This is a genomic window from Caballeronia terrestris (assembly GCF_001544515.1).
Classification (GTDB): Bacteria; Pseudomonadota; Gammaproteobacteria; order Burkholderiales; family Burkholderiaceae; genus Caballeronia; species Caballeronia terrestris.
In genome coordinates, this window is the sequence record NZ_FCOL02000020.1 from 18,813 (window position 1) to 41,783 (window position 22,971).

Here is a 22,971-nt window from a genome sequence, read left to right on the forward strand (position 1 = left end):
GGTTTCAACGATCATGGATTCAGCCTGAGGCACTGTCGTTGCCGATTCGCACGATGCCCTTTAGCGAAGCAAGCGATGGGTTCGAGCGTGCGAATCCAAACAATCCGGGCGATATGAAACAGGCGTCTCTTGGCCGTCGCGAATACTCACTGTCACGCATGCCACGACGGCGCATGGCGTTCAACCAAACCGAAAGGAGCAGTAGAGATGGCTTACTTCACGACCAAGGACGGCACGGAAATCTATTACAAGGATTGGGGCACGGGCCAGCCGATCACGTTCTCGCACGGCTGGCCGCTCGACGCGGACGCCTGGGACGCACAGATGATGTTTCTCGCTGAGCGCGGCTATCGCGTGATCGCGCATGACCGTCGCGGCCACGGCCGTTCGTCGCAGCCCTGGAACGGAAACGAGATGAACACTTACGCGGACGACCTCGCGGAACTGATCGAGTCGCTTGATCTGAAGAACGTCGTGATGGTCGGTCACTCGACTGGCGGCGGCGAAGTGGTGCGCTATATCGGCCGTCATGGGACGAAGCGCGTGGCGAAGGCGGTGCTCATTGCCTCGGTGCCGCCGATCATGCTGAAGACGGAAGCGAACCCGGGCGGTTTGCCGCTTTCTGTATTCGACGATATTCGCCACGGCGTCCACGACAATCGCTCGCAGTTCTTCAAGGACCTGGCGCTGCCGTTCTACGGTTTCAACCGGCCGGATGCCAAGGTTTCGCAAGGCACGATCGACTCGTTCTGGCTGCTCGGTCTGCAAGGCTCGATCAAGGGCTTGTATGACTGCGTGAAAGCGTTTTCAGAAACCGATTTCACGGAAGACCTGAAGAAGGTCACGGTGCCGGCGCTCGTCCTTCAGGGCGATGACGACCAGATCGTTCCGCTCGACGATTCGGGCAAGCTGTCGTCGAAGTTGATGCCGAATGCGAAGCTGAAGATTTATGCAGGCGCGCCGCATGGGATGTGTACGACGCATGCGGATCGCGTGAACGCGGACTTGCTGGAGTTCATTCGGTCGTAACTGGATTTGTTGAAGAAAAACGCCGCTCTAGTGGAGACAGAGCGGCGTTTTGCGTTTGCAACCTATACCTAAGTATGACTCTGTCTCGCCTTTATTCATCCCACGCCACAGCCCGCTAAAGCCGCAAGACTAAACCTGAATATGAGTCGCCCCAACCATTGGTCGCGAGAGTCAACCTAAGGTAGGGATGGGCGCCGCGTTTGCCCTGCGATACCTTGGAGTCATCGCAGCCCCGACCTACTCAACCGGATGACCAGATCATGACCAGCTCGATGACTTTGCTTCCCGACGCCGCCGTGGATGTGGCACCGAAGAGAAGGGCCAACCCGATCGGCATCGAGCATCAATGGCGCAGTCCCGTCGATCCACAGTCGCCGTCCAACATCGTCGTCTCTCGCTGGACGCGCAACGTGGCGCAACCGCTGACGGTCGTGAATCCGGGCAACGCCGAACACCATTGCATCGCGATGAACCTAAAGTGCGCGTCACTGACGTTCAAGCATGCGGGCGCGCCGCTCGTGCGCGGCCGGGTCGCCGCGGGCGCCGTACAGGTGACCGCGCCGGACGTACATTGCAGCGCCGAGTTCGAATCTGCCGCCGACGTGCTGCATCTTTTTGTCTCGCAACAGGTACTCGCGGAATGCTACGAAGACATGTTCGGCCGTGAACATGCAGGCGATATTCGCATCGACGATCCCAGACTCGTGCGCGATCCTGCGCTCGAACGTCTCGGCCAGGCGCTCGCGGTCTCGCAATCGGACGATGCCGCGCTCGGCAAGGTCTTCACGGACAGCGTGAGTCTCGCGGTTGTATCGCGGGTGGTCGCGCGGCACTTCACGCTCGCGGAACGCCAGACACGCGAGGCGACCCCGCTGCCGTCATGGCGTCTGAGCCGCGCGATCGAATACGTCGATGCACACCTCGCCGAACCGATCGGACTCGCGGACATCGCCAGCAGCGCGGGTCTCACGCGCATGCACTTCGCCTCGCAGTTTCGCCGCGCAACGGGGATGCGTCCGCACGAATATCTGACGCGTCGCCGGATCGAGCATGCACAGCATCTTTTGCTCACGTCGAAGCACAACGTGCTGGACGTCGCGCTGAGCTGCGGCTTCCGCTCGCAGGCGCACTTCACGACGGTGTTCAAGCGGCTGGTCGGTGACACGCCTTCCAACTGGCGGATGAAGGCGAACATCGATCGGTAAGCGGGAGCGTCGAGGATCAAGCGGTCCCAAGCGGTCTATCTGGAACAGGAGAGCGAACATGCTGGACGATGCGAGTTTCACCGATCCGTGGTTACGAACCCTCGGCTTGCTGTCCGCGATATCGGATGGTACGGGCGTCGATCAACAAGCCGCGACTGCCGTGCGATCTGGACGCAAAGGCGGCCAGCCGGCAATAGCGGGGCAGCGCTTCGAGGCGCAAGTGCAGGTGCTCGACCGGCCGACGCAATCGACCGCAACCGTCGCATGGCGCAGCTCGACGCTCTGTTCCTACGGCGATCAGGTCTGGCACGCGAGCCGTGCCCGCGTCGCTGGCACGTGCGTGATGAGCGGACGCACGATTGCTCCGGGCGATGCGATCTACAAGCCGCGTCCCTATCGAACGTTGCCGCTGAATGCGGGCGCGATGATCCTGCAATCCGTGTTGCATGAGGCCGTTTTGATCGACCCTGCGATCGGCACGCCATCGTGCATGTCTGAAACTCAAGCGGCTTGATTAACACGTTTCACTTGCCTGGCGATGCGATGGCGATTCATTCAACTGGAGCTTTTATGTCGACAAATACCCCGATCCCTCCCTTTCCTCCATTCACGCTCGAAACCGCCACGCAAAAAGTGCGTGCTGGCGAAAACGGCTGGAACTCGCGCAACCCCGAGAAAGTCTCGCTCGCTTACTCCGTGGACAGCAAATGGCGCAACCGCGCCGAATTCGTCACCGGCCGCGAGCAGATCGTGCCGTTTCTGCGGCGCAAATGGGACCGCGAGCTGGAGTATCGCCTGATCAAGGAACTGTGGGCTTTCACGGACAATCGCATCGCCGTCCGGTTTGCGTACGAATGGCACGACGATTCGGGTCACTGGTTCCGGTCGTTCGGCAACGAGATGTGGCAGTTCGATGAAAACGGGCTGATGGCCGTGCGCCACGCATGCATCAACGACATACCGATTCACGAAAGCGAGCGTCAGTTCTTTTGGGCCCTGGGAACGCGTCCCGAAGATCATCCGGGGCTGAGCAGTTTTGGCTTCTGAGAGGCGCGCTCGGGGACGGTCTTCGTCGTTAGGGCTATACTGGGTGGATCGTCGGTGGCAATGCCGAAGCGCGTCGCACTGGCTTCAAAGCGTTCACATCTACCGCGCGCAGCCGACAAAAGAACACGACCGTGCATCACGATAAAGGGGACTATGCGATGGCTAATCAGGTGATTTTCAGCGGCGCGCCGTCGCAGGCCTGTAACCTTCCGGCGCTCCTCAAAGGCATTGCTGTCATGGCTGTGATCGGCGGCATTCATCTTTGCTTGTCGGGTTCCTTTCCGCTTCACTGGCCCGTGTTGCTCGCGCAAGCCGGAGCGGTGTTGATCGGTGTCGCCTTTCCGTTCAGCAAGACGGCCTTCACGCGGATCGTCATCGATACCGCGCGGATCACCTGGACGCAGGGCATCTTCAATCGCCGCTCGTCGATTCTCGAGCTTTCGCGCGTGCAGACCATCACATCGATTCATCCGTGGTGGCTGCGTCTGTTCGGCGCCGGCTCGATCATCCTGACCACCGACGATCTGGCTCATCCCGTCCGGCGTTTGCCCGGCATCCACGACGTGGAGCAGCTTCGCAAGAAACTGGTCGAGGCGGTGGCCCTGTGTCAGGAACGGCGTGGTGCTGCGAAGGCTTTCGATCCGAACGCCGCCGATTACACCGAAGCGCACGGTGTTTGAATCGGCGTTGCTCTCGGCCCATACGCCCCATACGCCGCGAACCCGAGACACTTGCACGCTCGCTTCTGACCGTCTATTGGACTAAAGTCTCATGGCGCTGCTGCTAAAACGGGAGCAGATTGCGCGTTGAGCGTCGCGCGCTCGATCCATTGAAACGAGGCGCGATATCGAACGATCGTCCATCCCCGCAAGAGTCGCCATGAACGCGCGGCTCACACTCACCGGAGCGAACAATGAATGCAATCAAGACACTCAAGTTGATGGGCGGAGCTTTGATCGTCGTCGCGTCGTTTAATGCCTGGTCGCAGACGAGCGATGCAACGGCAACGCCGAGTCAATCCGGCGCGACGGCCAGCGCAGGAACGTCGAAGTCCGCTGTCAGAAAGGCGAATCGGGCGCTTAGCAAGAAGGTGCTGCAGGCGCTGTCGAAGGGCGGCGTGAACACCGCCGGAATCAGCGTGCTCGCGAAGGGGGGCGCCGTGTCGCTGGCAGGACACGTTTCCGACCCTGCCGACATCGACAAGGCCGGCTCGATCGCGAAGGGCGTGTCTGGCGTGACGTCGGTGAAAAATGCGCTGTCGATCAATCAAGGCGGGCAGTAAGCGGGTTACACATCGGCCATGCGGCTCCCGGTCTAACGAACGGGAGCCGCGGGTTTACAAGGTTCACGCAACGACCCTCGTCAATCATCAGTCTATTGACCGCGATCCGCAACGCGATCAGCTCCCCCGATACGTCCCGAAGCTCCACGGCGAGCACAACAGCGGCACGTGATAGTGCTGCGCCGCATCGGCGACGGTGAAGCGCACCGGCACGACATCAGCGAATACATCGGGCGTCCGGAAGTAGTCCGCTACCCAGAACCTCAATTCGAAGTCGCCCGCGCGGGCCTGCGCGGCGGGAAGGATCGGCGTATCGGTGCGCCCGTCGCGATTGGAGCGCGTGCGGGTGATGAGCGTCGGGGGTTGCGTGCTCATGTCGAACAGTTCGATCTGCATGCCCGCAGCGGGCTTGCCGAGCGCTACATCGAGTACGTGGGTCGTGATGCCTGCGGCCATGCCCTCTCCTATGTCGACGAGAGTTAGCGCTAAAGCGCTTCTCTCGTCCCGTGCAAGATGGTTGCTAAACGCGGCGGGTCAGCTGCCGCGATAGTAGTTGTAGCTCCACGGTCCGAACAGCACGGGCAAGTGGATGCGCTGAGTGATGTCCGTTACGCGAAAGCGCAGCGGAATCGTCGAGAGAAAGAGCGGCTGCGGCAAGCTGGCCTTGCGCGCGGCGAAATACTCATCGACGTGCAGCAGCAGTTCATACGTGCCGGCGCGGTAAGCGTCGCCTTCGAGGAGCGGAGGTTCGCTGCGTCCGCTCGCGGCAAGCGTCACGGTCTGCAGATGCCGCGACTGGCCGTCCTCGATGCGAAACATCTCCACGCGCATGCCGGCGGCCGGCGTGCCGTGCCAGGTGTCGAGCGCGTGCATCGTGAGGCGCGGGCTGAGGCCGTCCTGCTGCACCGGGCCCGTGGTCTGGTTGGGGACGGTGGCCGCTTGCTCGCCGGCCGCCTGCGCGCCGCCTGCGAGCAGAAGTCCGCCGCCGAGCGCTACGGATTGCAGGGCGAAGCGGCGACGGCTGGCGTCGACGGGAGTCGGGTTGTCGCGCATATCAGGCTCCTTGCTTGTTGCCGAGATTGCGGATGCCGATGAGCACCAGCACCGCAGCCAGGATCTCGATGACGGCCACCATATACAGGCCCGTCGTGACCTTGCCCGTTGCGTTCTTGATCAGGCCCATCACGTACGGCGCGCCGAAGCCCGCGAGGTTCGAGACGGAGTTGATCAGCGCGACGCCCACGGCCGCGGCACTGCCTGCGAGATAACGGTTCGGCAACTGCCAGAACACGGGGATTGCGCTCATGGTGCCGACGAGCGCCACCGTCATCGCAAGCAGCGCGACGACCGGCGACAGCGTTTGCACGCCCATCAGCACGGCGAGCGCCGCCATCGATACGCCGCCGATGATCGCCGGGCCGCTGAAGTGCCAGCGCACTTCGTTGCGTCGATCGGAGCGCGCGCCATTCACGATCATGCCGACGGCGCCGCACAGATACGCGACCGCCGCGATCCAGCCGACGGCGATCGGTGAGATGAAGCCGACATCCTTGATGATGGTCGGGATCCAGAAGGTCAGCGTCGAGTTGGCGCACAGCAGGCAGAAGAAGATCGCGATCAGGAGCCACACCTTTCGGTTCGTGAGGAGCCCGCGCCAGTCGTGGCCGCGCTCGCCCATCGCGGCGCTGTCGCGGCGCAGGGCGTCCTGCACGACGCGCTTTTCGTCGTCGGTGAGCCAGCGGGCCTGCTCCGGCTTGTCGGTCATGTAGAACCACGCGAAGATGCCGGCCAGCACGGACGGGATGCCTTCCAGGATGAACAGCCACTGCCAGCCGTGCATGCCGTGAAAGCCGCCCATCGACGTCATGATCCAGCCCGCGAGCGGCCCGCCGAGCACGCCCGCAATGGCCGACGCGGACATGAACGTGCCGAACGCCCTGGCGCGCCGCTGTGACGGATACCAGTACGTGAGATAGAGAATCACGCCCGGATAGAACCCGGCCTCGAACGCGCCGAGCAAAAAGCGCAGGAGGTAGAACTGCGTCGGCGTGGAGACGGTGGTCTGAAGCATGCAGATCACGCCCCAGCAGATGGTGATGCGCATGATCGTCTTCTTAGCGCCGATCTTCTGCAACAGCATGTTCGACGGCACTTCGAAGAAGAAGTAGCCGAGAAAGAAGATACCGGCGCCGAGGCCGTAGACGGCTTCGGAGAAGTGCAGCGAGTCCAGCATCTGCAACTTGGCGAAGCCGATGTTGACGCGGTCGAGCCACGCCAGCACCCACAGCACGCCGAGGAACGGCAGCAGGCGCCAGGAAACCTTGCGATAGGCGCTGGCTTCAGCGCTTGCGACCGCACTGTTTGCCTCGTCGGCGAATGCCGGCATGGCCTGTTTGATGATCGACATGGTGTCTCCTTTCCAGTCGGTTGACGTGCGCGGCCGGGCGCCGGGAAGGTGCGGCAGCGGCCGTGTGTTCGGTTGGAAGCAAGTATAGGAATGCGCCGCCAATTGGGAACGGCGGGGGAGTGAATAAGGCCCATAGCAATGCATGTATGGGTGCGAGAGCCTTATGCGAAAAGGGTTTGCGGGATCAGCAGGCCAACCTATGATTTACCCTTGAGCCGTTTGGACATGCCCCGGATCGGTGCAAATTTGACACTTTTGTACGGATTTGACCCCGTTGCCTTGGCGGGCGCAACACGTTAAAACATCGGCATCCACCTTATGTACCAGGGGCCGCCATGAATCGCGCCGACGATCCGTTCGATACCTACCTGCTGCGCGTGCTGTGCACCGTGATTGCCGAGCGCAGCGTGTCGCGCACGGCGGTGCGCATGAACCAGTCGCAGCCGGCGATCAGCAGCGCGTTGAAGCGCCTGCGCGACATCTTCAACGACCCGCTGCTCACGCGTGAAAAGAATGTGATGGTGCCCACCGAGCGCGCACTGCAACTGGCGCGCAGCGCGCAGGCGGCATTGAGCGCGCTGGACAACCTGCTCGTATCCGACGACCGGTTCGATCCCGCGACCACCGAGCAGAGTTTTACCGTCGGCATGCCCGACTATCTGGCGCCGCCGTTTTTCGCCGCAGTGGTGCGCGAATTCCGACGCGCCGCGCCCCGCGCGAGGTTATCGGCCGTGCCGTTGAGCGCGACGTTCAACTACGAGCAGGCGTTGTCGGAAGGCTCGCCCGATATCGTCATCGGCAACTGGCCGAATCCGCCGGAGCATCTGCATCTGTCGGTGCTGCTGGAGGACGACGTGGTCTGCGTCGTGGCCGACGACAGCGTCCATGCGCAGCCGGGCAAGTTCACGGCGGAAGCGTATCTGGGCGCGTCGCACATCGTGCCGACACCGTATTCGCGCGACCAGCGCGGCGTCGTCGATACGGGGCTCAGCACCATGCGCGTGCATCGCGACAACCGCATCAGTTGCCCTTACTTCAACCTCGCGCCGAGCCTCATTCCGGGCACCGACCTGATCCTGACCACAGGCCGCCACTTCGCCAACTATCACGCGCAATATCTGCCGGTGGCGGTGCTCGATCCGCCGATCGACTTTCCGTTCATGCGCTTCTATCAGCTTTGGCATCCGTCACGCCATCGGTCGGCGTCGCACATCTGGCTGCGCGGCATGCTGACGGCGGCCGCGCAGGAATTGCGCAACCTGCGCGACATGAACCGTCGCTAGCTGTATCGCGTTCTCTTATGCGGTTTATAGAACCGCGGACCTCGCCGCTGCCGCGCGCCCTTCCTATACTCGGCCCGTATTCATCACTACGCCCGGCCAACGCGGCGGGCTTTACGGGAGAGCAGCCCATGTCACAGTCGATCGATCTCGCGCCAGTCAACGCGCTGGACCAAACGGCCTTTGTACGCACGTTCGGCAGCGTGTTCGAGCATTTTCCGCAGGCGGCGGACGGCGCGTGGCCGCGTCGGCCGTTTGCTTCAGCGCGCGCCTTGCACGACGCGATGATGGACGTAATCCGCGACCTCGATCCGAAGGCCCGGTGCGATTTTCTGAACCTGCATCCGCTTTTGTCCGGCGCGAACATCCGTGCGGGCACGATGACTTCGGATTCGAACGCGGAACAAAAGAGCGCTGGGCTCGACGCGATGACGGCCCAGCAGGAAGCCACGCTCGACCGGCAGAACGCAGCCTATCTGGAGCGGCATGGATTCCCGTTCATCATCTGCGTGCGGCATTACACGCGTGAAGGTATCTTCGCGGCACTCGAACGAAGACTCGACCGCGCAACGCATCAGGAAATCGATGAAGCGCTGGCGCAGATCGCGGCGATCACACGCGGGCGGTTGAATGAGCGCTTGGGTGCGCTGGAGCGATTGACGGTGAGCGTTACCTGACACGATCTCTATTGCCGCGGTATCGACTGAGCCAGCCCGATGAGATTCTGCGGCGCGACGCGGATCAACCCGCCGCGCGGGCTGTCGATATCGGCGATGAGCATGAACGATATCGATCCGATCACCGGCATCAGCAACAGAAACGCCTTGCGCGATTTGACACTGCGCGAGCCGTATCCCACGAGCGCGTTGCAGAACACCCCGACCAGGATCATCAGCATCCACGCGGCCACGGGAATCCGGTTCCACCATGCCGCCTGCGTGTAGCCCTGCGTGTTCAGCACGTCGTTCATGCCGGAGACGGCGAGCGCCGTGATGGGTGTCGGCTGGACGATCGCGGCCGCTTTGACCGCCGCCCACAATTCGGCTTCGAGCTGTTCGGTCGCTTTGTTGATGGGGCTGAGCTGCGCTTCGTCGTGCGTCCGATAGTAGAGCACGCGCTGGTCGAGATATTTGATGAGTAGCGAGCGGGTGAGGGCAGCCTGAGGCCCCGGCAAAAGCTCCGCTCGAAGAAACTCGGTGCCGATAGCGTTGGCTTCTTCTTCCTCGTAGGCTTTCCGCTGATCGTACCTTCCGACCGACATCGACAGCGTAAAGCCGATCATCAACGCGAGTAGCGTCAGGCTGGCGCCTTGAATGATGCCGAGGTCCTCGCGCGCTTCGGCGTCGAGCGGACGCCTTCGCTTGAGCGCGACACCAGCCCATGCCCCCAGCGACATCAGCACGAAGGAAATGGCGAAAATCTCGAAGGGGTGATTCATCGTCTGGGTCATGCTTCGGTGCCTCCGGAGCGGAAGGAGTGATGACCCCGAAAGTATAGATTCCGCCCGGCGACGCATCGACCGAAATCAACCGCCCGCGATCGACTCCTGCTCCCGCCGTACCCGCGCTTCTTCCTCGAAACGCGTCTCTTCGATTTCCATCAGCACGCCATCGAGATCGACGGGACGTGTATCGACTTCGATCACGCCGGTCAATTCGACATCGACGTGGAGCCCGCCCGCTTCGAACAGCCGCCAGATCTCCGTGCCGTAATCGGCGGAATAAAGCTGCGGCGCGAAGCGTCCGAAATACGCGGCGAGGTTGTCGACGTCGCGCTTGAGCATCGACGCGGCTTCGTTGTTGCCGGCGGCATCGACGGCTTGCGGCAAGTCGATGATCACCGGCCCGCCCGCCGCCAGGAGAATGTTGTACTCGGAGAGGTCGCCGTGAACCACGCCCGCGCAGAGCATCCGGACGACCTGATTGAGCAGCATCGCGTGCAGTTCGAGGGCGCGCGCTTCGGTCAGATCGACGTCGTTCAGCCGCGGCGCGACCTCACCCGCTGCGTCGACGACCAGTTCCATCAACAGCACGCCATCGGTGCAGATATACGGCTGCGGTACGCGCACGCCTGCGTTGGCGAGGCGGAACAGCGCATCGACTTCGGCGTTCTGCCAGACCTCTTCCTGCATCTGGCGGCCGTAGCGCGAGCCTTTTTCCATCGCGCGCGCCTGACGGCTGTTCTTGACCTTGCGGCCGTCGCGATACGACGCCGCTTGCCGGAAACTACGCTGCTTCGCGTCCTTGTAGACCTTGGCGCAGCGCGTCGAATCGCCGCTGCGCACCACGTAGACTGTGGCTTCCTTGCCGCTCATCAACTGGCCGATGACTTCGTCGATGAGTCCTTCTTCGAGCAACGGCGCTAGCCGTTTCGGCGTTTTCATCGGACCGCCGGATGCGGTTCGACGTGCGTGAGGGTTGATATGTCCGCGATCAGCCGGGCGGGCGTTGCGCGTTGGAGTACTGCGTGGAAATAGGAGGAATTCATCCAGCGAGTATACAGGCACGGGGAAATCCCGCCTTCTTACGCATCCTGCCGCACGAGGGGACGCTGTGTACGATCGGTGACGAAAGGCGTCGTCGTGTGCTGCGCGACCGCCTGTCGCGCGGGCCGCGTCGGAGCGATATGAGCGAAAGCAAGCGCAGCGGTCAACGCGACAGCCAGAAGCGAAATAGTGATGGCGTTCATTTCAGCACCTCGATGAGTAAATATCAGACGAAAGAGCGTTTCAATCAGCGATCGTCGGTGACTCGCCGGTCACCGGCGCAGCGTGCCCGGTCAAGACCGAATAGCTCGACACGAGCGGCTCGGCGAACTTCGACGGTTGCTCTTCAGGCGGCAACTGCGCGGGGCCAAAACCGTTTGCGGCCTGATACACGGGCAGCGGGGGCGCCGCCTGCACCGACGAATCGACCGGAAACACCGGCCCGCCCACGATGCCCACGCCGACGAACACATGCGCTTGCGCGGCCGTCACACAACCGGCGGTCAGGGCTGCTGCTACGAGGATTTTGCGGATTGCGTTCATGACTTTCTCCTTTCGGGTTCGTTTGTCTTGCTGCATGACTGCAGTGTGCTCGCCGAAAATGAGGAAAGAATGAGGAGCCGGGCCTTGTCCGCGAGCGAGACGGTGCGGCGCGCGTGCTCGTCGGCGGCGCGCCACGCGGATTCCTCGGACAGCCACGGCGTCGGCTTCGTGTTGCTGCAACTCCAGTGGTGCCAGACGAAGAAATCCGCGCAACGCTCGTTGCTGCCGATCGAGGCGAGGTGATGCACCGAATATCCGCATTCGATCAGCGATTCCTTGCGGGCATCGTCGAGATTGAAGGCGATCAGGTAGCCGGCCACGTTGCGCACGACCGGTCCGCGAATCTGCAGGCCGCTTTCGCCGACGCTGCATAGAGTGGGCAGGCGGATGTCGTATCGACCGCCTTCGGTCGATTGCACGACTTCCACGGTGACGAAGTCGGTGCGGTAGCCGTATTGACGGGCAGTAAAAAATTCAGCGGTCCGCATGGGACTCTCCTTTGAAATAGATCGATGCCTGCTCACCCGTGCGCGCCCGCGACCAGATCTGCTCGTCGCTGAGCGTGGTCTGGATCAGCTCGACCGGCATCCCGCCATCCACGATCACCGCGACGCGAAAGCCATCGATCGGTTCATACGGCCCGAGCACGACCTGCTTTGCGGCGGTTGCGCGAGCCAGATCGTCGACCTTGAACGCGACGTGCGGCATCGTGCGCAGCAGCGGATGCAGGATGCTGTCGGTATCGAAACGGTGGTACTGGATGCGCACGAGTTCGCTTTCGCTATCGCTCGTGTACATGCCGAAAACGGCGCTATAGCGTTCGCCAGGGCGTGGCTCGGCAGTCGGCACGCCGAGATGGTGGAACTCGTAGGTGACGTCGTCGCGTGTGAACATGGCGTTGCTCAGTAGCTTCCCGCCATTGGCAGGAGAAGGTAGGGCAGCAGGTCTTCGTAGTTCGGCGTATCGAATGACGCGGCTTGCGCGTCAGGCGACGGATCGGCACGCGGCGGTTCGGCTTCAATCGCGCCGGCCGCCTGTAGTGACGGATCGTTCTTCATGATTCACCCCGTAACGACGCACGAGTTAATGACGATCGCTGCCGGCGAGCCAGGCGTCGCGCGTATCGTGATCGATCGCCTCCATGCGGTGCTCGAGATCGGCGAGGTCGGCGGACGCGGCCAGATAGTCTTCGCGTTCGTGCTCGGCGGCGTTGTAACGGATGTTGTGGAGGACTTCGAGAAAGTGCGTGAACATGATGGACTCCGCTTCTTGAGTGGTTGCGCATCGATCGATCGTGAAACGATGCGGTTCCGACGGCCGTTGCGCCTTTGCTGGCGCTAGCGGTTCGTCGACACTGGTAAGCGTAGTCGCGCTGAATGAGCGGAAAATGAGGGTGCTGCGGGCTAGCTCGATTCGTCGCTGGACGGTGCACTGAGCATGACCGTCCAGCCGAGGCCGCGCACGTTGCGGATCACCGCGTTGCCGAATTTCTTGCGAACCGAATGGATGAGCACGTCGAGCGCATTGCTCTCGATTTCCTTGCCCCAGCCGTAGAGCTTGTCCTCGAGTTGTTCGCGCGAGAAGATCGTGCCCGGCCGTTCGAGCAGCGCGAGCATCAGCGCGAATTCACGCGCCGAGAGCGCAGCCGTCGTCCCCGAGCAGGTGAGCGTGCGTTCGTCGAGGTTGAGGTTGAGGGTGTCGTTGCCGAGACGCGAAACCGCGTAGCCCGCCTTCCGACGCAGGACCGCCCGAATCCGCGCGAGCAGTTCGGGAACGTCGAAGGGCTTGAGCACGTAATCGTCGGCGCCGACGTCGAGGCCCTGCACGCGTGTTTCCAGATCGTCGCGCGCGGTGAGGATCACCACCGGCACCGCGTTGCCCGCCGCGCGCGCCTGCCGCAGCAGTTCGATGCCGGTCATTCCCGGCAGGCCCAGGTCGAGCAGCACAACGGTGTAGCTCGCCGCCGCGATCGCGGTGCTGCCGGCGGTGCCGTCGCGGACCCAGTCGACGGCGTAGTCGGCGTCCTTGAGCGCGCGCATCAGGCTCGTGCCGATCTGCACATCGTCTTCGATCAGAAGGATTCGCATGGTGTCCCCGTCTCGCTCCCGCACACGCGCATTGTATGCGAGCCAATCAGGCGGCGCATGCGTCAGGAGCGTGGTTCGGGATCGAGCGGCAGTGTGATCGTCGCGACGATGCCTGACGGCCCGTCGCTGCGGTTCCTGAGCGATACCGTGCCGCCATAGCGCTGCGCGACGGCCTTCACGATCGAGAGCCCCAGGCCGCTGCCTTCGATGTCGCGGTTCGCGCGAAAGAAGCGGTCGAACACGCGCGGCAGCAGGTCCTCGGCGATCCCCGGCCCGGTATCCACCACCTCGATGCACGCCATGCCCGCCTCAACGCGCAGGTAGAGATCGATCGTGCCGCCGTCGGGCGTATAGCGCACCGCGTTGCTGACGAGGTTGCGCACCGCCATGCCGACGTCGGTTTCGATCGCCCGCACGTGCGCGCTCAAGATCGATTCCGCGCCGATGTCGAGGCCGCGTTGCAGCGCGATCGGCAGCACGTCGGCGACGGTCGCCCTCACGATATTCGCGAGATCGACGCGTTCGATCGCGCCGCCGTTCACCGGCGCATCGGCGCGCGCGAGGCGCAGCAACTGCGTGATGAGGCTGCCGCTGCGCGCGATGCCGCCGCGCAATTCGCAAAAGCGCTCCTGATTGCTCGCGACGATGTCGCGCTGAAGGTTATCGGCCTGGAGCTGCAGCGCGGTGAGCGGTGTGCGCAGTTCATGCGCGGCATCGGCGATGAACTTGCGCTCGGCCTCGATCGACCGCGCAAGTCGCTCGATCATGTGATTGATCGAATGGATGAAGGGATCGAGTTCCGTCGGCACGCCGGCGGTGCGCAGCGGCTGGAGATGGCCCGCATCGATCGCCTGCACTTCGCGGCCGAGCCGGTTCAGATCGACGAGCGAGCGCCGCACCACGAGCCCGACGGCGATCCATACCAGCGGCAGCAGCACGAAAATCGGCCATAGCGTGCGGGTGGCGGTCGCTTCCTCTAGTTCTCGTCGCACCGAAAGACGTTGCGCGACCTGGATCGTCATCGCGGGGCCGCGCAGTGTGTAGATGCGCCATTCCTCGCCGTTGACGGTGGACGTCGAAAAGCCGGCCGGCGCGTTTTGCGGGAGCAGCAGCGAGGGTTCGGTGGAGCGGAAAGGGGCGTCCTGCCCCGGCTTCCATACGACGAGCACGATATCGCGCGCGTCCTGCGAGCCGCGCAAAGGAGTCTCCGGGATGCCTTCCGCGAAGCCGTCGCGCATGCGCTGGCCGACCTGTTCCATGCGCAGGTCGAGCAGCGCGCCCATGCCGTTCTTGCAGAGCTGATAGGAGCTCAGTCCCTGAAGCAAGCCGATGATGCTCACGAGCAGACCGAGCGCGACGACCAGTTGACTTCTCAGCGACTTGAACATCGGTGCACTCATCGGACGAAGCGGGTACTGCATTCTACGACGCCCGTTCAAAGCCCTGTGCGTGGATCGATCGGACGCGCGGCATGCTGCGTGATCTTCGCGAGTTCAGGACGCAGCGCGTTGCTGACGATAGTCTTCTGCGCGTCGTTCAGGCCGTGATAGAACGTGAGCCACGCCTTAGCCGACTTCTCCGGCAAGCCCGCATCCTGCTGCACGGCCTTTTCGTGCGCGGCATGGAGCGCGGACAAATCGAGGATCGGCTTGTCGAGCATGGCGGTGGTTTGCTGCTGCATCACGTCCGCGTTCATGCGCTCGGCGGCGTGGGATTCGCGCATCGCATCGAGGGCGGCTTGCCATTGAATCTCCTGGTTCGGGTCGAGGTTCAACTGGTCGTGTATCTGTTTCAGGTCGACGCGCTGGATCTGTTGCATCACAGCGGTCATCGGCGGTACGGATTGAGCAAACGCGGACCCCATGCCGACACTCAATCCGATGAAGGCGGCGGCTACGTAACGTGAAGTCTTGCTGAACATGATGTGCTCCTTGACAGTGACGCGGATCGCGCCGGTTTTTTTAGGTGGCCGGGGTTTTCGCCTCGGCCGGAGTTCATGTAAAGCAGTCTAGGGGCGCTGTATTAGGGAAAAATGAGCGCGCTTTTTTTCGGCTGCACGTTCTGCGGTTCGGCCGAAGCCGAAGGATGCGCCGCGAACTTCGCAATCCGCCATCCAAATACAATGGCAGGCCCGAGCGTCGTACCCGGTCCCGGATAGGTGCCACGGAAGATCGACGCGAGATCGTTGCCGCACGCGAAGAGGCCCGGAATCACGCTGCCGTCGTTGTCAAGCACCTGACCGTTTGCGTTGCCCGCGAGGCCCGCGCTGCACGCGAGATCGGCGGGCCAGACGGTGACGGCGTAGTAAGGCCCCGCGCCGATCGGCCGCAGACACGGATTCGGCTTTTGCGCGGGGTCGCCGTTGAAACGGTTCATCGGACTCGATCCGCGATGAAACTCCGGGTCAGCGCCCTGCGTTGCGTTGCGGTTGTATGTCTCGACCGTGCGTTCCAGCCCCTTCGCATCGACCTTCAGCTTGGCGGCCAGCGCGGCGAGCGTGTCACCCTTTATCAAATAACCCGCCTTTTCGAAGCTCACGATGCGTGCCCGGCTGCGTCCGCGCATGAGCAGGCCCAGGCCGTAGTCGCGAATGAACGCGGCATCGACGATCAGATGCGCCGGCACGCTGTCGGTGCGCAGCATGCCCATCACGAAGTCGTGATACGAATCCGACTCGTTGACGAAGCGCTCGCCATGGCTGTTCACCGCGATCAAGCCGGGCTTCGCGCGGTCGAGAATGATGTGCGGCCAGACGCCGTCGGGCTTGCCATTCTTGCGCAGGATCGAACAGGGCATCCAGAGGCCGGGGCTTTCGCAACCGTTGTCGAGCTTCGCGTTGAGTTCAAGCGCGCTTTTCACGCCGTCGCCGGTATGCGTTTCGGGCGAAAGCGACAATGGCTCCGCGCCCGCGGGAAACAACTGCTTGCGTAGCACCGGATTGCGCGTGATGCCACCGGTCGCGAGGACCACGCCGCGACGCGCGCCGATTCTTTTCTTCCCAGAACCTTTCTGCTGTACCACGGCGCCCGTCACTTTGCCGTTCTCGATAACCAGTTCCACGAGCGGCGTGTCGAAGCACACTTCGACGTTCTGTTTGCGCAGGCTGTAGAAGAGCCGCGCGGCGAGCGCGTTGCCCATGACGAGATGCGTGCCGCGCGGATAGCGCAGCCGGTCGAGCACATAGCGCCCCACGACGGCCAGCGTGCGCGAAAAATTCTTCGTCGATGCGAACGGCGCGAGCAGCGCGTCGAGATCCGTGCGCGCCACCATCATCCCGCCGAGGCCCATGAATTCCGCACGCGGCGGCTTCACGCGGACGAATTCATCGCCGAGCAGACGCCCGTCGAAAGCCACTGGCGCGAGCGCGCGTCCGCCGAACGCGGCGCCCGGTCCGCTCACGTAATCCGGATGAGCCGCGGCCGCGACGAACTTTACGTCGCTGATGCGCTGAAGTTCGTCGATTGCCTTCGGCCCGCTTTGCAGGAACGCCTCGCGCGCTTCATCGCCGCCCCGGTCGCCGACGACCGACGCGAGAAAGCGCCGCGCATCGTCGATGCTGTCAGGCACGCCGTCGCGCACGCTGAGGCTCGTGCCGGGCACCCACGTCGTGCCGCCCGACGTCGACGTGATCCCGCCGACCGCATCGGTCTTTTCGCACACGACTACCTTCAGCCCTTCGTGATGCGCGACGAGCGCCGCCGTCATGCCGCCCGCGCCGGCTCCGAACACCAGCAAGTCGACTTCTTCGTCCCAACGTGCCTGATTGACTGCATCCATGATCTTCGTTGTCTCCTTCGTCATACCGATACCGGTGCTTTCGATTCCGCCGCGCGATGCACGGCGAATGTTGTCGCAAGGGTGCGCGTGGCGTCGTCGCCGGAACAGACCGGCTGTTCCTCGCCATCGATCACCGCACAAAAATGCCGCAACTGCTCGTGATACGGATCGCCGCGATGCGGCGTGCTCTGCTCGACGGTCAGCGGGTCATGCCAGCCCTTGCCGCTGCGGTACTCCCACACTTCGAGCAGCGGCAGCGTGAGCGACGCATCCGTGCCGGTCAGGAAATGCGTGTTCACGTGCTGACGCGGATAGTGCGCCGCCTCGCCCGCCGCGAGATCCCAGTTCCACGGCGACGCCGCGCAATCGGACACTGCCAGCGTTCCGAGCGCGCCGCTCGCGAAGCGCAGCAGCACGGCCGCCGTGTCTTCCACTTCGAAGCCGCGCACCGCATTCGACGTCACCGCCTGCACTTCGACCACCTCGCCGAGCAGGAACTGCATGATGTCGATATCGTGGATCAGATTGATCAGCACCGGGCCGCCGCCTTTTTCGCGGCGCCACGTCATGTCGAAATAGCTGTCGGGCTTGTAGAAGGTCGCGAGCGCCATCGCCGCGACGGGCGTGCCAAGGCGCCCCGAGCGCACGATTTCGCGGGCGCGCCGCAGGATTGGATTGTGCCGGCGATGATGGCCGACGAGCAGCGGCACGCGTGCCTCGGATGCCGCGCGCGTCAGTTGCGCGGCCTGCTCGACGGTATCGGCGATCGGCTTTTCCATCAGCACCGCGATGCCCCCTTCGATGCACGCAAGGCCGACTGGAAGATGCGTCGCGTTCGGCGTCGCTACGATCGCGCCTTGCGGCTTCGTTTCGTCGAGCATCGCGGCGTAGTCCGCGAACCATCGCAGTCCCTCGGCGCGTGCGAACGCTTCCGCAGCCGGCGACGGGTCGGCGATCGCCATGATCTGGCAATCCGGATGCGAACGCGCGCGCTCCACGTGCATGCGCCCGATCGCGCCCGCGCCGATTAAGGCAAGTTTCTTCTTGCTCATTTGTCTCCCCTATAGAACGCCACGGTCTGCTTCAATCCGTCTTCGAGTGATGTGTTCGGCAAGTCCGGCAGCAGACGCGCGAGTTCGGGATCGGCGGGGAATGAAGTCGCGATCGGCAACGGAACGCCGCTGGAATCAATCCGCGCGCCCGGCACGATCGAGCAAACATGCTCGATCACCGTCCCGACAGACGCAATCTCCCCTGCGAGCGTGAACGCGTGCGCGCCTTCGACGCGAGTGAACAACGCGGCTTCATAAGCGGCGGCGACATCGTCGGCGAAGACCAGCCCCGTCGATCCCGTGAACGGAATCGTGTACGGCTCGCCGCGCGCGGCCGCCCGGCAGGCGAGGCTCGGCCCTGCGCTCGATCCGCTCTCGCGTCCCGCGCCGTACACGACGAGCGGCCGAAACCCCACGCTCGCAATGCCGTGATCGTTCCAGTAAGCGCGCGCCGATCCCTCGCATGCGAGCTTGAACGCGCCGTAATGTGTCTGAGGAAAGGGCGCGACGCCGTCGTCGGGGCCGAAGACGCCCGCGCTGCTGGCATAGAGCACGGTTTTGAGTCCGGCGGCGCGCGCCGCTTCGAACACGTTCAGCGTGCCGATCAGGTTGATCTGCGCGCCGCGCACGGGGTCGGCGGCGCAGGCCGGCGTGAGCACGCCCGCGAGATGGATGACCGCGTCGCAACCGTTCATCGCTTGAACGACATCGCTCGCAGAGGAGATATCGCCCGTGCGCCATTCGACTTCGGCTGCACGTTGCGGCGCAAGCAACTCCATCACGCTCGTGTCCTGTCGCACGTCGGACGCGCGTACCTCTATTTGCCGCTTCAGCAGCCGGCGCATCACCCACGCGCCCAGGAAGCCGCTCCCGCCTGTTACCAGCACTTTCATCGCCGTCTCTCCGTCGTCTCGAAATCGCTTTGCAAATGTCGCGTTTGTGGAATAGTATTCCAACATCAAAGAATATTCCACAGCGATGTTGATTTTCTGATTCACGAACGACCAAGGACAACGCAATGACTCTCTACGACACAGTGACCCTCACCGTGAAGATCGGCGCCAACGCGCAGGTCTTCGAAAACATCAAGGCGAATGGCGACCGGCCCGGCGCGAAGCTGCTCGGCTGCTGGTACTCGGATATCGGCGCGCTCGGCAAGGTGATGGTGTTGCGCGGCTTCGAATCGGAAGCAGCGCTGATCGACGAACGCCGCCGCCTTTTGCTCGAAGGCAATCCGTTCGGCTGCGGCGAATACACGACCGATGTGAAGGTCGAAAGCTATGCGCTCTTCCCGTTCCTGCCGCCGGTCGAGCCGGCGGAGCACGGCGGCATCTACGAGATGCGGGTCTACGGGACGAAGCTCGCGAGCCTGCAGCACACGATCGACGCTTGGGAAAACGCCGTGCCGGAGCGCACGAAGCGCTCGCCGCTGATCGGTGCGATGTACTCGCTCGACGGAACCGTGCCGCGTTTTCTCAACATCTGGCCGTACAAGAGCGTCGATGCACGCTCGCGCATTCGCGCCGAAGCCGTGAAGGACGGCATCTGGCCGCCGAAGGGCGGACCCGCGCATCTGACGACGATGGAATCGACCATCTACGTGCCCGCGCCGTTCTCGCCGCTGCGCTGAAAGGAGCCGACATGTCACAGCAAAACCAGCGTCCGCTGTCGCTCTCCGCGTTGACGGCGCTCGAACTCACGCCGCCGCAGATGGTCGAGTGCGCGGCCGAGGCGGGCTACGAGTACGTCGGCTTGCGGCTGTTGCCCGCGACCGATCACGAAGCGCGCTACGACTTCACCGGCGATTCGTCGTGGAAGCGCGAGACGCTCGCGCGCCTGAAAGATACTGGCGTGCGCGTGCTCGATACCGAGATTTTGCGTCTGAAACCCGATACCGATGTGGCCACCTACGAGCCGGTGCTCGAAGTCGCGGCGGAACTCGGCGCGAAGTATGTGCTCGTCGCGGGCAACGATCCCGACGAAGCGCGCACCGTCGACCGCCTTGCGCAGTTGTGCGACATCGCCGCGCCGCTCGGACTCTCGCCGTCGCTCGAACCGATGCCCTGGACCGACGCGAAGGACATCACGCAGGCGGCGCGCATCGTGAAGGCATCGGGGCGCAAGAACACGGGTCTCATCATCGATCCGATTCACTTCGACCGCGCGGGTTCGTCGCTCGATGAACTGCGCGATTTGCCGCGCGAATACTTCGGCTATCTGCAGTTCTGCGACGCGCCCGCCGAGCGTCCGACGGATCTCGAAACGTTGCTCTATCAGGCGCGCTGCGAGCGGATGATTCCGGGCGAGGGCGGACTGAATCTCGCGGGCATCCTGCGCGCGTTGCCGGCGCACTTGCCGGTGAGCGTCGAAGTGCCGATGGACGGCTGGGCTAAGACGGCGAAGGCCGTCGAGCGCGCGCGACGGCTGCGTGAAGCGACGCTTGCGGTGATCGCGAAGGCTTACGCGGCATAAAACGAGCGTCCCTATCGTGAGCGCTCGAAAATGACAGGGAATCTGACGCGGGCGCTGGCGATCATCGAATTGCTGGCGAAGCACGGCGGACGCATGCAGCTCGCCGCCATCGCCGACACGCTCGACATTCCGCGCAGCGGCACGCACCGGCTGTTGTCGATGCTGATCGGCGAAGGCTATGTGCGCCAGGATGAGGAACATGGCGAGTACAGGCTCGCGCTCAAGCTCGTCTCGCTCGCGCTGACCCATCTCTCGACGGGAGGGATTCTCGACGTCTCGCAACCGGTGCTCGACCGGCTCGCGGCGGCGTCGGGGGAACTGGCGCGGCTTGGCGTCGTCGAGGGCGATCACCTCACGTTCGTCGCCAAGGCGCAGGGAGCGCGGTCGGGCCTTCGCTACGACCCCGACATGGGCAGCCAGCCGCCGCTCTATTGCACCGCGAACGGACAGGCGTGGCTCGCGTCGCTTTCCGATGAAGAGGCGTTAGTGCGCGCGGGCGGGCTTGGCAAGGCGGGGCAAGGCGGTCCAAACGCGCCAAGAAGCATCGCGCAACTTCTGCAGGACCTTCAAACCACGCGCCTGCGCGGCTACAGCATTGCGATCGAAACCCATGAGGCCGGCATGACGGCGATGGCAGCATCGATTCGTCACGCGGTCACGAGAGACGTCGTGGGCGTCGTGAGTATCGCCGGGCCGACGAGTCGATTATCCGAGCGGCGATTGGAAGCGCTCGCGCCCGCGTTGCTCGAAGCGGCGTCGGACATGAGCGCCGCGACTCTGAACTCGCCGTTCCTCAAACGCAGTCCCGGCGCACGCGCGCCTGCGGTCATCTAGCGTCGCTTTCCCCCTCGTTTCAACATCCATGAAAACCCTGTAACGCATTTTAAATGTTGAACACAGTTCCATTATAAATTAGCATTCGTTAAAACTTGAATCGACTAGAGCGTGACGAACGCCATCCACGAAAACCGGAAACAGGAGCGAAGACAGATGAGCCAGAACCACGGTGGGGACAAGAAGGACAACGGCAACGTAAGCACGATCGGCGGCGGCATGACGCGTCGCGACTGGCTGACCACAGCGGGCAAGACGCTCGCGAGCGGGGCGGCGGTGATGGCCGCGCCCGCGTTCGTGCGCGCGCAAGGTGACCAGCCGCTCAAGGTCGGCCTGGTCATCGCGAAGCAGGGGGTGTGGACCGAGCAGGGCGAGATGATCGCGAACGGCGTGAAGCTCGCGCTCGCCGAGGCGGGCAACCAGGTGCGCGGACGCCGCATCGACCTCATCTGGTACGACGAGCCCAATCCGCAATCGGCGCAGCAGAACATGCAGAAACTCGTCGACGAGGACAAGGTCGTCGCCGTGATCGGCGGGACGAACAGCGGCACGTCGCTCGCGATGGCATCGGTCGCGAATCGCACGAAAGTGCCGTACATCTCGCCGAATGCGGCCGCGCGCGAACTCACTGGCAGCAGTTGCAACCCGTACACGTTCCGCACGCTCGCGCCCACGCCGGTGACGTGCCGCGCGCTTGCGCCGTCGCTCTTGTCGAAGGGCAAGCGCTGGCACTTTCTCGTGGCGAACTACGCGTACGGACAGGACATCCAGCGCGCGATGTCGGACTTGCTGAAGCAGGCCGGCGGCACGATGACCGGCGCCGACGTCACGCCGCTCAACACCACCGACTTCAGCTCGTTCATCCTCAAGATTCGCCAGTCGAAGCCGGACGTGGTCGTGCTGGGCCTGCCCGGCGGCGATCTCTCCACCTTTCTCAAGCAATACGCCGAGATGGGCATGAAGGGCACGATTCCGGTGGCCTGCCCGATCATCGGCGATTCCGACCTGTGGTCGATCAGTCCCGAAGCCGCGACCGGTTACTACGGCAAGCCGTGGCACTTCAGCTCGCCGGGCCATACGCCTGCGGAAGTCGCGTTCATCAAGAGCTACACGGCGAAGTACGGCAAGCCGCCCGCCGACAAGGCATGGCTCGGCTGGTTCTCGACGCGCGGCCTTCTCGAAGGCATCAAGCAGGCGAAGAGCACGGGCGGCGCGGACATCGCGTCGAGCCTCGAAACCGTCAGGCTCGACGACGGCGCCGTTCCCGCGTACTTCCGTTCGTGGGATCACCAGATGGTGCGCAGCTGGACGGTGTTCAAGGTGAAGGACCGCATCACCGACAAGTGGGACTGGCTCGACAAGGTATCGCTCCTGCCGCAAAACCCCGCCGATGTCGATGCCCTCTACGGCACGCGCGAGGAAGTCGGCTGCACGATGGCCGCGCGCGCCGCCTGAAATCGACCCAACTGTA

29 protein-coding genes are annotated in these 22,971 nt (G+C 63.4%); 12 read left to right on the forward strand and 17 right to left on the reverse strand.

From position 1 onward, the window contains the following. Nucleotides 1–207: 207 nt before the first annotated feature. The 6 genes from AWB67_RS17885 to AWB67_RS17910 all read left to right on the forward strand — a co-directional run bounded on the left by AWB67_RS17885 (nt 208) and on the right by AWB67_RS17910 (nt 4,563). Nucleotides 208–1,029, forward strand: a complete 822-nt coding sequence (locus tag AWB67_RS17885) for an alpha/beta fold hydrolase (RefSeq protein WP_087657595.1) — start codon at nt 208–210, stop codon at nt 1,027–1,029. Nucleotides 1,030–1,289: 260 nt separating this feature from the next. Continuing rightward, nucleotides 1,290–2,234, forward strand: coding sequence for a helix-turn-helix domain-containing protein (locus AWB67_RS17890; protein WP_087657596.1), 945 nt, complete (start codon nt 1,290–1,292; stop codon nt 2,232–2,234). Nucleotides 2,235–2,292: 58 nt separating this feature from the next. Next, nucleotides 2,293–2,748 carry a DUF3331 domain-containing protein gene (locus tag AWB67_RS17895; RefSeq protein ID WP_087657597.1) on the forward strand — a complete coding sequence of 152 codons (456 nt, stop codon included), beginning with the start codon at nt 2,293–2,295 and terminating at the stop codon, nt 2,746–2,748. 56 nt (nt 2,749–2,804) lie between these two features. Next, nucleotides 2,805–3,281, forward strand: coding sequence for a nuclear transport factor 2 family protein (locus AWB67_RS17900; RefSeq protein ID WP_087657598.1), 477 nt, complete (start codon nt 2,805–2,807; stop codon nt 3,279–3,281). A gap of 131 nt (nt 3,282–3,412) precedes the next feature. Then, nucleotides 3,413–3,961: a PH domain-containing protein gene (locus AWB67_RS17905; RefSeq protein ID WP_125477615.1), complete on the forward strand. Its 549-nt coding sequence runs from the start codon at nt 3,413–3,415 to the stop codon at nt 3,959–3,961. A gap of 233 nt (nt 3,962–4,194) precedes the next feature. Beyond that, nucleotides 4,195–4,563, forward strand: a complete 369-nt coding sequence (locus AWB67_RS17910) for a BON domain-containing protein (RefSeq protein WP_087657600.1) — start codon at nt 4,195–4,197, stop codon at nt 4,561–4,563. Nucleotides 4,564–4,680: 117 nt separating this feature from the next. On the opposite strand, the gene uraH (AWB67_RS17915) is transcribed toward AWB67_RS17910, so the two are convergent. The 3 genes from uraH (AWB67_RS17915) to AWB67_RS17925 all read right to left on the reverse strand — a co-directional run bounded on the left by uraH (AWB67_RS17915) (nt 4,681) and on the right by AWB67_RS17925 (nt 6,970). Continuing rightward, a complete protein-coding gene (gene uraH, locus AWB67_RS17915) occupies nt 4,681–5,019 on the reverse strand; it encodes a hydroxyisourate hydrolase (protein WP_087657601.1) in 339 nt (112 codons plus the stop codon). A gap of 78 nt (nt 5,020–5,097) precedes the next feature. Continuing rightward, nucleotides 5,098–5,616: a hydroxyisourate hydrolase gene (gene uraH / locus AWB67_RS17920; protein ID WP_087657602.1), complete on the reverse strand. Its 519-nt coding sequence runs from the start codon at nt 5,614–5,616 to the stop codon at nt 5,098–5,100. Nucleotide 5,617: 1 nt separating this feature from the next. Further along, nucleotides 5,618–6,970, reverse strand: a complete 1,353-nt coding sequence (locus AWB67_RS17925) for an MFS transporter (RefSeq protein ID WP_087657603.1) — start codon at nt 6,968–6,970, stop codon at nt 5,618–5,620. Nucleotides 6,971–7,305: 335 nt separating this feature from the next. On the opposite strand from AWB67_RS17925, the gene AWB67_RS17930 reads away from it, so the two are divergent. Both AWB67_RS17930 and uraD read left to right on the forward strand, forming a co-directional pair. After that, nucleotides 7,306–8,253, forward strand: a complete 948-nt coding sequence (locus AWB67_RS17930; RefSeq protein ID WP_087657604.1) for a LysR family transcriptional regulator — start codon at nt 7,306–7,308, stop codon at nt 8,251–8,253. 128 nt (nt 8,254–8,381) lie between these two features. Further along, the gene (gene uraD, locus AWB67_RS17935) at nt 8,382–8,927 is read left to right on the forward strand and encodes a 2-oxo-4-hydroxy-4-carboxy-5-ureidoimidazoline decarboxylase (protein ID WP_087657605.1); all 546 of its coding nucleotides are present in this window, start codon (nt 8,382–8,384) and stop codon (nt 8,925–8,927) included. An 8-nt stretch (nt 8,928–8,935) separates the two neighbouring features. Here uraD and AWB67_RS17940 read toward each other — a convergent pair whose 3' ends face one another. The 14 genes from AWB67_RS17940 to AWB67_RS17995 form a co-directional block, all read right to left on the reverse strand. Further along, nucleotides 8,936–9,700 (reverse strand): hypothetical protein, encoded by a 765-nt coding sequence (locus AWB67_RS17940; protein WP_087657606.1) that lies wholly within the window; start codon nt 9,698–9,700, stop codon nt 8,936–8,938. A gap of 75 nt (nt 9,701–9,775) precedes the next feature. Beyond that, nucleotides 9,776–10,633, reverse strand: coding sequence for a PA4780 family RIO1-like protein kinase (locus AWB67_RS17945; protein WP_087657607.1), 858 nt, complete (start codon nt 10,631–10,633; stop codon nt 9,776–9,778). A gap of 140 nt (nt 10,634–10,773) precedes the next feature. Beyond that, nucleotides 10,774–10,938 (reverse strand): hypothetical protein, encoded by a 165-nt coding sequence (locus AWB67_RS40810; RefSeq protein WP_159964864.1) that lies wholly within the window; start codon nt 10,936–10,938, stop codon nt 10,774–10,776. A 40-nt stretch (nt 10,939–10,978) separates the two neighbouring features. Beyond that, nucleotides 10,979–11,278 carry a hypothetical protein gene (locus AWB67_RS17950; RefSeq protein WP_087657608.1) on the reverse strand — a complete coding sequence of 100 codons (300 nt, stop codon included), beginning with the start codon at nt 11,276–11,278 and terminating at the stop codon, nt 10,979–10,981. Continuing rightward, nucleotides 11,275–11,766, reverse strand: a complete 492-nt coding sequence (locus AWB67_RS17955) for a hypothetical protein (RefSeq protein ID WP_087657609.1) — start codon at nt 11,764–11,766, stop codon at nt 11,275–11,277. The genes AWB67_RS17950 and AWB67_RS17955 overlap by 4 nt, the downstream gene beginning before the upstream one ends. After that, complete coding sequence (locus tag AWB67_RS17960) at nt 11,753–12,172, reverse strand: VOC family protein (RefSeq protein WP_087657610.1); 420 nt, start codon at nt 12,170–12,172, stop codon at nt 11,753–11,755. The genes AWB67_RS17955 and AWB67_RS17960 overlap by 14 nt, the downstream gene beginning before the upstream one ends. An 8-nt stretch (nt 12,173–12,180) precedes the next feature. Then, the gene (locus AWB67_RS41450) at nt 12,181–12,336 is read right to left on the reverse strand and encodes a hypothetical protein (protein ID WP_200822252.1); all 156 of its coding nucleotides are present in this window, start codon (nt 12,334–12,336) and stop codon (nt 12,181–12,183) included. A gap of 25 nt (nt 12,337–12,361) precedes the next feature. Continuing rightward, the gene (locus AWB67_RS17965; RefSeq protein ID WP_087657611.1) at nt 12,362–12,532 is read right to left on the reverse strand and encodes a DUF3563 family protein; all 171 of its coding nucleotides are present in this window, start codon (nt 12,530–12,532) and stop codon (nt 12,362–12,364) included. 149 nt (nt 12,533–12,681) lie between these two features. Further along, on the reverse strand, nt 12,682–13,365 hold the full coding sequence (locus AWB67_RS17970) for a response regulator transcription factor (RefSeq protein WP_087657612.1): 684 nt from the start codon (nt 13,363–13,365) through the stop codon (nt 12,682–12,684). A gap of 62 nt (nt 13,366–13,427) precedes the next feature. Next, nucleotides 13,428–14,753 carry a sensor histidine kinase gene (locus AWB67_RS17975; RefSeq protein WP_087657677.1) on the reverse strand — a complete coding sequence of 442 codons (1,326 nt, stop codon included), beginning with the start codon at nt 14,751–14,753 and terminating at the stop codon, nt 13,428–13,430. A gap of 47 nt (nt 14,754–14,800) precedes the next feature. Further along, complete coding sequence (locus AWB67_RS17980) at nt 14,801–15,286, reverse strand: Spy/CpxP family protein refolding chaperone (protein WP_087657613.1); 486 nt, start codon at nt 15,284–15,286, stop codon at nt 14,801–14,803. Nucleotides 15,287–15,387: 101 nt separating this feature from the next. Then, nucleotides 15,388–17,142: an FAD-dependent oxidoreductase gene (locus AWB67_RS17985; RefSeq protein WP_087657678.1), complete on the reverse strand. Its 1,755-nt coding sequence runs from the start codon at nt 17,140–17,142 to the stop codon at nt 15,388–15,390. Nucleotides 17,143–17,162: 20 nt separating this feature from the next. Further along, a complete protein-coding gene (locus AWB67_RS17990; protein ID WP_087657614.1) occupies nt 17,163–18,194 on the reverse strand; it encodes a Gfo/Idh/MocA family protein in 1,032 nt (343 codons plus the stop codon). Further along, nucleotides 18,191–19,087, reverse strand: a complete 897-nt coding sequence (locus tag AWB67_RS17995) for an NAD-dependent epimerase/dehydratase family protein (RefSeq protein ID WP_087657615.1) — start codon at nt 19,085–19,087, stop codon at nt 18,191–18,193. The genes AWB67_RS17990 and AWB67_RS17995 overlap by 4 nt, the downstream gene beginning before the upstream one ends. A 125-nt stretch (nt 19,088–19,212) precedes the next feature. Here AWB67_RS17995 and AWB67_RS18000 point away from each other — a divergent pair, with 125 nt between their 5' ends. From AWB67_RS18000 to AWB67_RS18015, 4 genes are all read left to right on the forward strand, one after another. Beyond that, on the forward strand, nt 19,213–19,824 hold the full coding sequence (locus AWB67_RS18000) for an NIPSNAP family protein (RefSeq protein ID WP_087657616.1): 612 nt from the start codon (nt 19,213–19,215) through the stop codon (nt 19,822–19,824). An 11-nt stretch (nt 19,825–19,835) separates the two neighbouring features. Beyond that, nucleotides 19,836–20,666 carry a sugar phosphate isomerase/epimerase family protein gene (locus AWB67_RS18005; RefSeq protein WP_087657617.1) on the forward strand — a complete coding sequence of 277 codons (831 nt, stop codon included), beginning with the start codon at nt 19,836–19,838 and terminating at the stop codon, nt 20,664–20,666. Between the two features lie 30 nt (nt 20,667–20,696). After that, nucleotides 20,697–21,500 (forward strand): IclR family transcriptional regulator, encoded by an 804-nt coding sequence (locus tag AWB67_RS18010; RefSeq protein WP_087657618.1) that lies wholly within the window; start codon nt 20,697–20,699, stop codon nt 21,498–21,500. Nucleotides 21,501–21,656: 156 nt separating this feature from the next. Beyond that, nucleotides 21,657–22,955, forward strand: a complete 1,299-nt coding sequence (locus AWB67_RS18015; protein WP_087657619.1) for an ABC transporter substrate-binding protein — start codon at nt 21,657–21,659, stop codon at nt 22,953–22,955. The last annotated feature ends 16 nt before the right edge of the window (nt 22,956–22,971 follow it).